10 protein-coding genes and 2 pseudogenes are annotated in these 12,463 nt (G+C 60.9%); 5 read left to right on the forward strand and 7 right to left on the reverse strand.

Annotated features, from left to right (window positions below; all coding sequences use genetic code 11):
* Positions 1–116: 116 nt before the first annotated feature.
* Complete coding sequence (locus tag ACSQ8V_RS27845) at positions 117–362, reverse strand: hypothetical protein (protein WP_436207840.1); 246 nt, start codon at positions 360–362, stop codon at positions 117–119.
* 699 nt (positions 363–1,061) lie between these two features.
* Between ACSQ8V_RS27845 and ACSQ8V_RS27850 the strand changes: the two are divergent.
* The 4 genes and pseudogenes from ACSQ8V_RS27850 to ACSQ8V_RS27865 all read left to right on the forward strand — a co-directional run.
* Positions 1,062–1,220 (forward strand): annotated as a pseudogene (locus ACSQ8V_RS27850) (winged helix-turn-helix domain-containing protein); the annotation flags it as partial.
* Positions 1,221–1,222: 2 nt separating this feature from the next.
* Positions 1,223–2,209, forward strand: a pseudogene (arsB, locus tag ACSQ8V_RS27855) (ACR3 family arsenite efflux transporter); the annotation flags it as partial.
* The gene (gene arsC / locus ACSQ8V_RS27860) at positions 2,206–2,631 is read left to right on the forward strand and encodes an arsenate reductase (glutaredoxin) (protein WP_436207841.1); all 426 of its coding nucleotides are present in this window, start codon (positions 2,206–2,208) and stop codon (positions 2,629–2,631) included. The pseudogene arsB and the gene arsC, both read left to right, overlap by 4 nt.
* 602 nt (positions 2,632–3,233) lie before the next feature.
* Complete coding sequence (locus tag ACSQ8V_RS27865; RefSeq protein ID WP_213764171.1) at positions 3,234–4,547, forward strand: diguanylate cyclase domain-containing protein; 1,314 nt, start codon at positions 3,234–3,236, stop codon at positions 4,545–4,547.
* Positions 4,548–4,659: 112 nt separating this feature from the next.
* Here ACSQ8V_RS27865 and ACSQ8V_RS27870 read toward each other — a convergent pair whose 3' ends face one another.
* Entirely contained in the window at positions 4,660–5,247 is a 588-nt protein-coding gene (locus tag ACSQ8V_RS27870; protein ID WP_436207842.1) for a TetR/AcrR family transcriptional regulator, read from the reverse strand.
* 121 nt (positions 5,248–5,368) lie between these two features.
* Here ACSQ8V_RS27870 and ACSQ8V_RS27875 point away from each other — a divergent pair, with 121 nt between their 5' ends.
* Entirely contained in the window at positions 5,369–6,730 is a 1,362-nt protein-coding gene (locus ACSQ8V_RS27875) for a carotenoid oxygenase family protein (protein ID WP_436207843.1), read from the forward strand.
* A gap of 209 nt (positions 6,731–6,939) precedes the next feature.
* On the opposite strand, the gene ACSQ8V_RS27880 is transcribed toward ACSQ8V_RS27875, so the two are convergent.
* The 5 genes from ACSQ8V_RS27880 to ACSQ8V_RS27900 all read right to left on the reverse strand — a co-directional run bounded on the left by ACSQ8V_RS27880 (position 6,940) and on the right by ACSQ8V_RS27900 (position 12,451).
* On the reverse strand, positions 6,940–7,881 hold the full coding sequence (locus ACSQ8V_RS27880) for a phosphotransferase (RefSeq protein ID WP_436207844.1): 942 nt from the start codon (positions 7,879–7,881) through the stop codon (positions 6,940–6,942).
* Between the two features lie 13 nt (positions 7,882–7,894).
* Entirely contained in the window at positions 7,895–8,821 is a 927-nt protein-coding gene (locus tag ACSQ8V_RS27885; RefSeq protein WP_436207845.1) for a phosphotransferase, read from the reverse strand.
* 4 nt (positions 8,822–8,825) lie between these two features.
* Positions 8,826–10,115: a Zn-dependent hydrolase gene (locus ACSQ8V_RS27890; RefSeq protein ID WP_436207846.1), complete on the reverse strand. Its 1,290-nt coding sequence runs from the start codon at positions 10,113–10,115 to the stop codon at positions 8,826–8,828.
* The gene (locus tag ACSQ8V_RS27895; RefSeq protein ID WP_213764176.1) at positions 10,090–10,839 is read right to left on the reverse strand and encodes a DeoR/GlpR family DNA-binding transcription regulator; all 750 of its coding nucleotides are present in this window, start codon (positions 10,837–10,839) and stop codon (positions 10,090–10,092) included. Before ACSQ8V_RS27895 ends, ACSQ8V_RS27890 begins: the two co-directional genes overlap by 26 nt.
* A gap of 73 nt (positions 10,840–10,912) precedes the next feature.
* Positions 10,913–12,451: an amidase gene (locus ACSQ8V_RS27900; protein ID WP_436207847.1), complete on the reverse strand. Its 1,539-nt coding sequence runs from the start codon at positions 12,449–12,451 to the stop codon at positions 10,913–10,915.
* Positions 12,452–12,463 lie beyond the last annotated feature (12 nt).

Raw genomic sequence — 12,463 nt, forward strand, 5'->3', positions numbered from 1 at the left:
CTCGGGGCCGATCGGCCCCGAGGCGTCAGCAAAGCTCAGTTAATAAAGTGATGCGTCGACCTCATCCAAAGCGAACCGCTGCGGATCGATACCGCCTCATTGGACGGGTCTCGCTCTCAGTTTTTGCCGTTCGCGCGCTGCTTGCCCATCATCGGACAGTCACCGTTGCTCATCATTGGACAACCGTCCATGTTCATCCCGCTGCTGGCCCCGGATCGCATCATTGGGCCCGCGTTATCGACGGCAAGGGAATCGGTCGGATACGCTCCACCACGAGGTCCACCGCCGTTGGCCATGGCCAGACTGGCGAAACCAGTGATAAACATGAGCAGAAGGGACATTGTCAGTCGTTTGATATTCATTTTGAACTCCGGAAATGAGAGGTAATTCGGGTTGCGTGTTCGAGACAGGAGCGCGCGGGACCAGGCAGGGATCGCGACTAGGCTGAACGCCCGGCGAGCGTTACACGCGCTCCGATCGACAGACGGCCTGACGCACGGCAGCGTCGTCACGGCTCTGTTTTACAGGGGGCGGGGTTAAGCGGTTTGTGGGGGGCGTTGGGGCGGTTCGGGGACGAACTGCGCATTGAGGACGCGGCTCATAGGCCGGTAGGAGGGCTCCAAAGCCGTCGCTGCAATGAATTGATAGGGTGGTGAGGCAAGCATGCCCAACGGGCCGCAGCAGGGACTATATGTGCCGGTTTGACACGCTGTCTGCATCTGGACACATGGTGCTTTGATGCCATCTGTGTGCCGGTCCGAATCGGCCGTTGCAGACAGGTGCTCGTGGCTGGAGGAAACCGCTATCGAATTCCCGGAACAAACCGGTGCCTGCGCCGAGTAGCCGACGAGCGGCAACCAGGCAATCAGAAAGCAGGCCATCAGTTTGATCAGGAATTTCATGGTCTCAGTCAAGGCACCGCATCTTCGCCCACTGCGTCAGGTCTTTCTGGATACTCAACCTTCCCTCGGTGGGAAGGTCAACACTTTTTTCAAACTGCTTTTGTCACGTCATTTCGATGATACTTGAAATATCGAAACCAGTGCTTTAAGGTTCAACGCATGGACTCCAATCTCGTTGTACGCGCCCTGAGCGCGCTCGCCCATGAATCGCGTCTCGCTATCTTCCGCATGCTGGTCGTAGCGGGGCCGGACGGCATGGCTGCCGGTGAAATCGCACAGCAGCTCGGGCTTTCCCCTTCAAGCCTGTCGTTCCACCTCGTATTCTTCTCGGGCAGGTGCTTCCCCAGTTCTTTCAGGCGATCGGCCGCATGGAAGTGGCACAGGTCAATCTTCCGGTCGGCGTGCTCATCTGGGTGATGATCATTCCGATGCTGGTCAAGATTGATTTTGCCGCGATGACTCAGGTCAAAAGTCAGTGGCGTGGCATTGGCGTCACGCTATTTGTGAACTGGTTCGTCAAACCGTTCTCGATGGCGTTGCTCGGCTGGATCTTCATCCGCCATGTGTTCGCGCCGTGGCTTCCCACTGATCAGCTCGACAGCTATATCGCCGGCTTGATCCTGCTGGCCGCGGCCCCTTGCACGGCAATGGTGTTCGTCTGGTCGCAGCTCTGCAAGGGCGATCCGTATTTCACGTTATCGCAAGTGGCGCTGAACGACTCCATCATGATCGTGGCCTTCGCGCCGCTCGTCGCGTTGTTGCTTGGTTTGTCGGCCATTACGGTGCCGTGGGATACGCTGATTATTTCGGTCGGCCTCTACATCATCATCCCGGTCATCCTCGCTCAACTGCTGCGCCGAATGCTGATGGCGAAGGGCGAGGCGCATTTTCGGAAGACCGTCGCACATCTCGGCCCTTATTCGATCTGCGCGCTGCTCGCGACATTGGTGCTGCTCTTCGCCTTCCAGGGGCAGGCGATCATCGAGGAACCGTTCGTGATTGCGATGCTCGCAGTGCCGATCCTCATTCAGGTGTTTTTCAACTCCGGCCTCGCCTACCTGTTGAATCGCCGGCTCGGTGTCGCACATTGCGTTGCGGGACCGTCCAGTCTGATCGGTGCGAGCAATTTCTTCGAGCTGGCCGTGGCGACGGCAATCAGCTTGTTCGGCTTTCACTCCGGCGCGGCGCTGGCCACCGTGGTCGGCGTGCTGATCGAGGTCCCGGTGATGCTGCTCGTCGTCGGGGTCGTCAATCGATCGCAGCATTGGTATGAAGCGAAACACAGCATCAAAGGACAACGTGTATGAGCGTCACGATCTATCACAATCCGGATTGCGGCACGTCGCGCAACACGCTGGCGATGATCCGTAACGCGGGCATCGAACCGGAGATCATCGAGTACCTGAAAACCCCGCCGAACAAGAGCACGCTGAAGGATCTGATCTCCCGCGCCGGTCTCACGGTACGCGCTGCGCTGCGTGAAAAGGGCACGCCTTATGCCGATCTTGGCCTGGGCGATCCGTCAGTAGGTGATGAGCAATTACTCGACGCGATGCTGGAACACCCGATCCTCATCAATCGGCCGCTGGTCGTCACACCACTTGGCGTACGCCTGTGCCGGCCCTCCGAAGTCGTTCTCGACATTCTGCCCTCAGCGCAAAAAGGTGCTTTCACCAAGGAGGACGGCGAACCTGTCATCAATAGCGAAAGACGCAGGGTCCACGAATGACACAGGATCGTCCCAACGTCAGCACACCACACGTCGGCACGCGCAACTCGTGTCGTGGGGTTCGATCTATTACGCGTTCTCGCTGTTTGTCGGGCGGCCGGTATCAAACTGATTTGCGACGCTCGACGCCAGTTCGTCAGCGGCTCTTGTCGTGGCCTGTTGGCGCCTTTGCCAGCTATCGTCGAAATGGATCACGGAGGGATCGCGTTCGCCCCGAGGACGCTCATTAGAGTCTTCGCGTTACGCTGTCCTTGGTCCTCCTGATCATTGGCCTATATGCCGCGCGCCGCTACCGTTTAACAGTTGAAGGATGGGCCTCGACCGAGGTAGCGGCCCGTTTAAAATCTGTATTTCGCCGCGATCCGAAGGCGGTCCAATTGCAGAACCGGTATCGCCCCCGAGAGCGCGCGACATCCCGCAAAACTGCCTACCAGATCCTCCTGCCACCTGCAGGCGATTTACTTTCAAGACCAAGTCAATTCCAACATTTCATTTCATTTGTCGTATAAATTGGATTAACTGCTGGTGCCGCCATGCATTCGACGCGACCTTCGCACGGAGCATCAAGCCCGACGGAACGCCCTTGTCAGGAGACGGATCGCGTGAATTTCAATTTCTATGGGCTCCCGGAATTTGTCTCTTACAGCATCTTGCTGGGGATCTCTCTTGTCCTGATCAGGCAAAAGCGGGAGGTCCGGCTGCGATATTGGCTGGCCGGTTGGCTTCTCGTCCTTTTGCACGCCGGCATTTTCATGCTTTTGCCGCAAAGTTTTCCGTTCGACGTGCTTGCCCGAGGGACCCTCGCTTTAGCCGGGCAGGTATTCGTTCTCGCCGCCTATTATCAAGGGCCGACGATCGACTCCTCCCGGCTCATTCCGAGGGTGGGCCTTTCGGGAGCATTGAACCTGACCTTTGCGGTGGCGTGCGCGGCCTATGCCGAATTGCAGCCGGCTGGCCAACAAGTGGGGCCGTTCTATCTACTGACGGCGCTGGGAGCAGCCAGCACCGTCTGGCTCGCCGCTGCCGACAACGCGGAAACCAGCTGGCATCCTCGCGTCTCGGTCGCGCTGGTACTACTGGCGTACGCGCTCCAGGCCTGGGCGCTGCATGCGTATGGTATCGCCATGGCCAGTCAGTGGTTGATGTGCTGGACCTATCTCGCGGTGGCGTATTTCTTCCTGCGCCAGACGCCAAAGCTGACCATGGGCGTCGTGTTCATCGCACTAAGCTTCGTCCTTTGGGGCCTGGTTTTCCCTGTCTACTCACTGCTCAACTTGCATGCCCCAACGATTTCGAGTCACATCGAAGCGGAAGTCTGGAACCTGCCGAAATTTCTCGCTGCCGCCAGCATGATTCTCGTGCTGCTGGAAGAGCGCGTGGACCTGGCTACCCATCTTGCCGCCCATGACGAGCTGACCGGTTTGCCGAACCGTCGCCTGTATGCTGACCGCTTCGACCAGGCCGTGGCACGAGCCGCCCGTGACGGTTCCGGATTCGGCTTTCTGGTCATCGATCTGAACCGCTTCAAGCTGGTGAACGACACGCTGGGCCATCAGGCCGGGGACGATGTGCTGAAAGGGGTCAGCGATCGGTTCCGTAAAGTCCTGCGCGGCGTTGACACGCTTGCACGAACCGGCGGGGACGAGTTCACCGTGATCCTGGACGGTATCAGCAATTTGCCTGATGCCGAGGCTGTCGGCGATGCGCTGCGGAAAGCGCTCGATGCTCCGATCCTTCTCGCGGAGGGACCGTACCATGCGAGCGCCAGCGTCGGCGCCGCCGTCTATCCCGGCGACGGATTGACCCAGATTCAGTTACACGCTGTCGCGGACGAACGCATGTATGCCGGCAAGGAGCAGTACCGCATCGAGTCGGCGCACTACGGAAAGGTAATCAACGATCCAGACCGCGCTTAGGATTGCGCCGGGCGCGGGATCGATTTCACCGCGCCCGCCCCTTCTCAGCCGTTCAGGTCCGCGCGACTTGAATGGCCGCTCGAAAACGAACTGTGGAATCTCCCTGGAAAGCTTAAAGAGCAAGCTCCGCCAGCAAAGTTTCAAGTGCTTGCGGCACGAAGCCGTCCGCCTTCAGCATTACCAGTCCATGCAACTGGGCCCACACCGCCGTGGCCGATCTCAATGGCCCGCTACGGCCACGGACCGAGACGCCCGCGAGCAGCAATTGGTAGCTTTCCTCTGCCGCCTGGCTCAGCGGGCTATCCGGCGCGGCATCGGGAACCAGGCGCGAGGCGAACATCAATCGATAAAGTTCCACATTTTGCTCGCCGAACCGCAGGTACGCCGCAGCCATAGGCCTGACGTAACCATCGTCTCCTCCAGATTCCGCCGCATGGCGCAGCGCCGCTGAAAACTCATGGAATCCTTCCACCGCCACCGCAAACAGCAGGTCATCCCGGTCCACAAAGTGGCGGTAGGGTGCCGACTGAGCGACGCCGGCACGCCGTGCAAGTGAAGCGAGCGTCAGACTCTGGGCGCCGTTCGCCGTGATCTCTTCGCGCGCGGCGTCGAGCAACGCCCGTCGCAGATCGCCATGGTGATAGGTCTTGCGGTCCCGGGATCGTTTCTCGGGCGTCTTTGTCGTCGTGTCTTTGCTCATAACCATGTTTTGAGGTCGATGTGATAGATCATAACTTTTTCTTGACTCCCGACTGGGAAGGGCAGCAAAATGATACCTCATCACATTACGAGTAGCGACCCAAATGACACCAATGACACCAATGACCCACGAACCCGTCCACCCCATCTCATCGGGAGAAACCTATCTGTCTGGCAATTTCGCGCCAGTCGAGGTCGAAACGACCGCTTTCAATTTGAAGGTAACGGGGAGCATCCCCGAGGAACTTAACGGCCGCTTCCTGCGAATCGGCCCCAATCCGGTGACGGTGCCAGATGTGGCTCGCTATCACTGGTTTGCTGCATCGGGCATGGTGCATGGCTTGCGGCTTCGCGACGGCAAGGCTGAATGGTTCCGGAGCCGCTTCGTCAAGGACGCAGATGCGTCTGCGGCCTTGGGCCGTGAGCCAATACCAGGCCCCGCGCCGCAGCACCGTGACGGGCCGGTAAATACAAATTTCACGCGAGTCGGGGACAAGGTGTATGCGGTCGTCGAAGCTGGCAACTTACCGGTCGAACTCGACTACGAACTGGAGAGCGTCGCCCGCTCTGACTTTGACGGGACGCTGGAGACCGGCTTCACAGGGCACCCCAAGTTCGACCCCATCACCGGCGAACAACACGCTTTGACGTACGAGCCCGAACAGCCGATCCGGTACGTTTCAGTCGACCGAAACGGCCGCGCCACCACCAAGGCACGTATCGACTTACCCCACATCCCGCTCATTCACGACGTTGCGTTCACGGCATCATTTATCGTTGTGCCTGACCTGCCCGTGACCTTCCAGCCGCAGACCGCGCGAACGGCTTTCCCGTGGATATGGGATGAAAGTCGCGATTCCAGAATCGGTCTGCTGCCACGGGACGGCGACGTGTCGCGTCTTCAATGGTTTTCGGCTCCTCGCTGCTTCGTCTTCCACTTCGTCAATGCTTATGACGAGAGCGATCGCACGATCATCGACCTCATCCGCCATCCGCGCATGTTCGAGCGCGATCATCACGGTCCCAACGAGGGCGTGCCGGTTCTCGTCCGCTGGACGCTCGAGCGCAGCAGCGGCCGGTTGAGCGAAACCGTACTTGACGATCGCGGCAATGAATTTCCGCGCATCAATGGTCGCTTTGAAGGGCAGGCCTATCGGTATGCCTATACGGCGCACTGGGGCGATCAGGTTTCGTTTGGTCCGGCCAGGAAGCACGACATGCTGCGCGGCACATCTGAAGTGCATGACTACGGCGCTGGCCGAATGACGCTTGAGCCGGTGTTCGTGCGACGCCCGGGCGCCGTTCAGGAGGACGACGGCTGGATCATGTCCTACGTCTACGATGGCAACCGCAACCTCAGTGACGTGGTCATTCTCGACGCGCAGGACTTCGCAGGCGACCCAATCGCGACTATCCGCCTACCGGTTCGCGTGCCATTCGGTTTCCACGGCGGCTGGGCCGCGGATACGGGTCCGTCCTCGTGATGCATCTGACGCATCAGACGCATCGCCCTTGAGCGGACATTGCCTCGTGCGGGGCGAAAAGCGTCTGACCGACTGGCTGACATTGCGCGAAGACTCATTCGAGTTCCTCGGAACACATGTTCATTGCGCAGAACGTCATGAGCCGGTTGAACAGGGGCTCAGGGCGAACTTATGAAAAAAGAAAGGTATCCTGATTACATCATGCTCACTCAACAACTGCGCAAGAGCTCGTTCCATGCGGGTTCATCGATCACGGAGCGCGCACGCATGAATTTCCACGCGCCGTATTTGAAGTAGTCGAAGTCGAGCGTCGATATTTCGTTCTGAAGCATCGACCAGGTCGCCCATTTCAGATCCGCAAGCGCCTTGTGCACGGTGACACGCGCCAGGTTCGCCGGGCTCACGCTGCCGAAGTAGGACTCGACCATTTCTTCTTCGACCTCACGCGTAAAAAACATCTCGCCGCTCAACGCGCCCAAGTCGTAGCATCGGTCGTTATTCGATGCGTATTCGTAGTCGATCAGAAGGATTGTCCCGGCTTCATCGCGGAGAAAATTGCCTGGCATGGGATCGTTGAAACACGGGACAATATCCAGTCCCGATGCTTCCAGCGCGGCACGTGCGCGGGTGTATTCCCTATAGAGCAGCGGGAAATCGGCGGGCAGCTTGCCACCCGCCTGGCGCACCTGCTCAACATGTTCATCGATCAGATCGAAAATGGTCTTGGTCAACGGCAACAATGGCGAGGCATGTAGCGCGCGGTATGCGTTCATGACGGAAGCGCGAACCGGCGCATCGAGAAAATCGCGGTTCGAGCACGTGGTGCGCCCCTCCACGAAGTCGTTGATCTCCACGCCTAGCTCCGCCGCATAATCATATAAGCGCGGGCCGATGCCAATGCTTTCAGCCTGCTTGCTCGCCGCGAACGCCGCCTTCCGGTCGATGAACTGCTCTGTTCCGCGGCCCGGCACCTTGACGAAATAACTGGACACTTCGCCGTCCAGCCAGACACGCCAGTTGCTATTGCTGATACCGCCCGCTACGGGCGCATATCGCAACGCGCGGCCGCTCCAGGGTTGGACGCTGCGCAACACGGCTTCAATTTCCCGTTCGGCGTCGCTTGAGCCAGCGCCCAGCATTTTTGTCTGCATCGTCATCGCCCTTTCAGATCAGCTTGAGCAAGCCGTCGGCATCGATACGCGACGACGCCATCGAGCAACGCAGCAGACGCCATTGCGCATACTTCAGGAACTCTATATGGCGCCGTGGCGACGTTGCGTTCATCTTCAATCCCCACAGTCCCCAGCGCAGGTCGTCGGCGAATGCGTAGCAACGGCTGCGCGCGAGCTCCGCGTCCGTGACGTGGCCGTTTGCCATTTCCAGCGCTGCCGGCCACGCAGAAAGCGCCGGCAGGATTTCATTTAACGTCACGGCAAGATCGAATGCGGGATCGGTGTTGGCGGCTTCGTCGAAATCGACGAGTTGCAACGCGCCGTCCTCACGCAGCATCACGTTGGATGTCACGCCGTCCGCGTGACAGGGGCACATGTCGATGCCGGAAGCGGCCATGGCGGCGCTCATGCGCGACGCGGTCGCTGTCAATGCTGCAAGGTCTGCCGTCAACGTCATGGAAGCGGCGAGACGGACGATGCGATCGAAGACGTTCGAATCGCGTTCGAACTGCGGGAGCGCATGGATCGCGCGCTTCGCCGCGAGCAGTTTTTCAAACGTGGCCGGCACGGCGAGGTCGTCGAGATGGGCGGTCTGCCAGGTTTCGTCGAGCAGATCGAACACGGTTATACCGAACGCTTCGTTTGAATGACGCGGGCCTGGCGTGAGACCGATTGCGGCCACGGCGGCAGCGGCGCGAAACGATGCCCCCGTGTCCACCGTTTCAGCCAGATCAGGATGCGCTATCTTGACGAAGAACACCGGTGGCGCGTCGTCGATACCCACGCGCAAGCACTCGCTCGACACGCCGCGATGCATCGGCGACATGACCGGCGAAAGCGCGTGTTCATAGCTGATCCGGCGGTTCGCCCAGGCATCGATTGAATGGAGCGCGGCGTCCACGCTTGGCGATATGGACATGGAATCAGCCTCTCGCCGCTGCGATCACGGGGTCGCCGCCCGACTGGCAGAGACGGGTGGCCACGTCCATGAGCACCGTCATGCCTGTATCGAGATCGTCCGTGTGCGTGTCCTCGTTTTCGTTGTGCGCAATGCCGCCGATGCTCGGCACGAATACGAGTCCGGTGGGACATGTGTCGAGCAGGCTAAGTGCGTCGTGACCGGACACGGTATCGATCTCCCGGCTGCGCACGCCCGCTGCCCGCGCGCAAACCTTCACGAGTTCGCCCACCGCCGAAGGCAACACCCGAATCGGCCGGCTCGTGCGATTGACGATCTCGAACGTGACATTAGCGAGCCGCGCGGCCCGCTCGATTGCCTGGATCGCGATGGTTTCAGCTTCCTGGAGAATACTGTCCTCGATAGCGCGCATTTCTATGGACAGTTCCGTTTGCGAGGGCACCACGTTAGGAGAGTTGGGCTGCACGACGAGCCTTCCCACCGAGGTATGAATGCGGTCATGCCACTTGTGGGCGATCGCGCGCACGTCGCAGATCACCTGCGCCGCTGCAAACAGAGCGTCGCGGCGCGCGCCCATTTTTGCAGGACCCGTATGCGCCTGCTCGCCCTTGAACGACACATCCATCTTCGCCGCGCCCCAGTTGCGCGTGACGATTCCGATAGGAACGTCGTCCGCTTCCAGCAGCGCGCCCTGCTCCACATGCAGTTCCACGTAGCAGGAAGGCGCGGGAGGCGGCGCATCCTTGCCACGGTAGCCTATCGCAGCGAGAGCGTCGGCGAGCGTCACGCCGTCGTCGTCGCGACTCGCGAGTGCATCGTCCATGGTTATCTTGCCGACGAACGTCCCGCTGCCGAGCAAGCTCGGGCGGAATCGCGCGCCCTCCTCGTTGGTCCAGTTGACCGCGCAAAAATCGCAGTCGAACGATGCTCCGGCGTGCTTCGCAAGCATCAGGCGACGTCCCGCCTCGAATGCCGCCAGCACGCCCAGCACGCCGTCGAAGCGGCCGCCCCGCGGCTGGCTGTCGAGATGCGAGCCCATCATCACGAGCGGCGCACCGGTGCGATGCGCCAGCCTGAAGATGCCAAACTGATTGCCAACGCCATCGGTGAGAACCTCTGCGCCTGCCTCACGCAGCAGCGTCGCGAACGCATCGCGCGCTTCTCCGTCCGCCGCGCTTGCACACAGGCGAGTCACGCCGCCCGTGGTTAAACCGCCAAACTGGGCGAAATGGGCAAGCAGGCTGGTGAGCTTGCCCGTTTCAGATGTCTCAGGAATGGATGAGTTCGATGTCATGCTCTGCAAAAATTTCCTTGAATGGCGCAGATGGCGCGCGGTCACAGACCACCGTCACCTTTTCGGTAATGGGAAACGTATTCAGGTAAGCCTCGCGCCCGAACTTGTCGATATCGGCGAGGATCACCGACAAGCGCGCTTGTGACTTCAGCACGCCGCGCAGGTTCGATTCGTGTTCTTCGTAGTCCATCCAGCCGTGCTTCAGGTCGCATGCAGCGATCCCCATGAACGCGGCATCGTAGAAAAAGCGCCGCGCGTACGAGAGCGTCTCGTAACCCACAAGCGCGTTGTCCTTGCCGCGCAACATGCCCGGCGTCAGGTTCACGCGGCTCACGCTGGTGCCGAGCAGCAGCGCAATGTCGATGGAATTGGTCGTCACCGTCACGTTGCGCCCGATCAGCCGGCGCGCGAACGCAATCGTGGTCGTGCCCGAATCGATGAACACCGACATGCCGTCCTCGACCAGCGTCTGCGCCAGTTCCGCGACGCGCGCCTTGCCGCGCACATTGACCTTGCCGCGCTCGGTCACGGGACGTTCCACGTCGAGCCGTGGCGGCACCGCGCCGCCATAGATACGCCGCAGCATGCCGCTTTGCTCCAGTTCCTTCAGGTCGCGGCGGATGGTTTCCTCCGACACGCTCAGCAGCTTCGCAAGCGGCGTCACCGAGACGCGCCCATTGTCCCGAAGCCGGGTCAGGATCTCCTGATATCGATGCTCGGACATAACTTGTTCTGTTCCTGCGTGTTCACGATTGCACCATGGCGTGGATTGCACCATGACACGATAGCGGCCGTCCTCACGGCTGCAGGACGGGCGTTCGCCGGTGAGCCCCGGCAGTTTCGTAATCGTAAGCCATCGCGAGCAGCGCCGGCTCGCTCCATCGGCGGCCGACGAAGATCAGGTTGAACGGCGAGCCCGATTCGTAGTATCCGGCCGGCAGCGTCACCCCCGGCAGCCCGGCAATATTGATCTCGCACACGGTCGTTTCGTGCAGCGTTTCCGTGCCTTCGCGCGGCGGCAATGCATCGCGCAGTTGCGGGAACACGAGGCCGTCAAGTGCGTGCTTCGTCATGACGTCTTCGAAGATCGAAAGATAGGTTTCGCGCAGTGCATAGAACGCACTGATCACCGGTGGAGCCGCGGCATTGCGCAAGTTCGCTTCCATGTCGGGCAGCGTCGACATGTAGGTCAGCACGCCCGACGGACCCAACGGATCTTCGGCGCGGGTGGCATTGACGAAATCACTCCACGTCCTGATCGTATTACCCGGGCCGAGGCGTTCAAGGTACTTCTGCATGTCGTACGGGAGGCTTTCCATGCCGCGTGCATCGAAGTGATCGGAGCCCGGCGCCGGCTTGCCGAGCGCCGCGAAACCGCTGCCCGCAAACGGGTCATCGACGAGAATCGCACCGCGTGCTTCGAGCTCTTTCTGCGCGCGCTCATACAGCGCGATGGTTTCCTCCGATAACGCCCGCGCGCGCCATCCCGGTCCGTAAAGCCCGAGCCGCTTGCCCTTGAGCGCGTCGTCGCGCAAGTCCGCCGCGTAACCGCCGCGCGGCTTCATTCCCACGCCCGCCACGGTCTTCAGGTCTTCCTCGCAGAAACCCGCGAGCACGTCGAGTGTGAGCGCCGCGTCCCGCACGCAACGCGCGATAGGACCGACTACGTCGCGCGTGCTGCCGGCAAGCGGCATCACACCCGCATTGGGCACGAGCGCGAAGGTTGGCTTGATGCCGACCAGCGCCTGCGCCGATGCAGGATTCTGGATCGATCCCCCGGTTTCTTCGGCGAGGCCAAGAACGGCCATGCTCGTGCCGACCGCCGTCGCCGTGCCCGCGCTGCTGCCGCCCGGCATGAACGATGTGTCCACCGAGTTGAGCGTCGGGCCGGCCCAGCTATCGTTCGCGTGCGAACCCGTGGCGCTCAGTACCGGCACGTTCGTCTTGCCGAGAATCACGCAGCCGGCCGCGCGCATGCGAGCCACGACCGGCGAGTCCGTGGCCGGCATCAGGTCGACGCCGCCCGTCGGGCTGTAAAGAAGCGTCCAGCCACCGGTCGTGGGGAAACCGGCCATGTCCATGGTGTCCTTCACCACGACCGGCACGCCCGCGAGCGGGCCGAGCGCTTCGCCGGCTGCGCGGCGTGCGTCGATGGCGCGAGCGTCGTCAAGTGCCTGGGGATTCAGGAAGATGATCGCGTTATAGCGCGGATTGATTTGCGCAATGCGTTCGAGGAACGCCGCGGTCAGCGACTCGGAGGTCAGTGCGCCGCTCGCAAAGCCGGACTGGATTTGCGCGACGGTGAGTTCGATGACATCGGGGGTCGTGTGGGTCATGGAAAAGTTCCG

Origin of the sequence: Caballeronia sp. LjRoot31 (assembly GCF_964253885.1) — a bacterium.
GTDB lineage: Bacteria > Pseudomonadota > Gammaproteobacteria > Burkholderiales > Burkholderiaceae > Caballeronia.

What these genes read in the sequence shown, in the direction of transcription:
- ACSQ8V_RS27880 (WP_436207844.1), bottom strand. Translation starts at nt 7,881, where the DNA reads ATGCAGACAAAAATGCTGGGCGCTGGCTCAAGCGACGCCGAACGGGAA.
- ACSQ8V_RS27890 (WP_436207846.1), bottom strand. Translation starts at nt 10,115, where the DNA reads ATGACATCGAACTCATCCATTCCTGAGACATCTGAAACGGGCAAGCTC.
- ACSQ8V_RS27885 (WP_436207845.1), bottom strand. Translation starts at nt 8,821, where the DNA reads ATGTCCATATCGCCAAGCGTGGACGCCGCGCTCCATTCAATCGATGCC.
- ACSQ8V_RS27870 (WP_436207842.1), bottom strand. Translation starts at nt 5,247, where the DNA reads ATGAGCAAAGACACGACGACAAAGACGCCCGAGAAACGATCCCGGGAC.
- ACSQ8V_RS27900 (WP_436207847.1), bottom strand. Translation starts at nt 12,451, where the DNA reads ATGACCCACACGACCCCCGATGTCATCGAACTCACCGTCGCGCAAATC.
- ACSQ8V_RS27875 (WP_436207843.1), top strand. Translation starts at nt 5,369, where the DNA reads ATGACCCACGAACCCGTCCACCCCATCTCATCGGGAGAAACCTATCTG.
- ACSQ8V_RS27895 (WP_213764176.1), bottom strand. Translation starts at nt 10,839, where the DNA reads ATGTCCGAGCATCGATATCAGGAGATCCTGACCCGGCTTCGGGACAAT.
- ACSQ8V_RS27845 (WP_436207840.1), bottom strand. Translation starts at nt 362, where the DNA reads ATGAATATCAAACGACTGACAATGTCCCTTCTGCTCATGTTTATCACT.
- arsC (WP_436207841.1), top strand. Translation starts at nt 2,206, where the DNA reads ATGAGCGTCACGATCTATCACAATCCGGATTGCGGCACGTCGCGCAAC.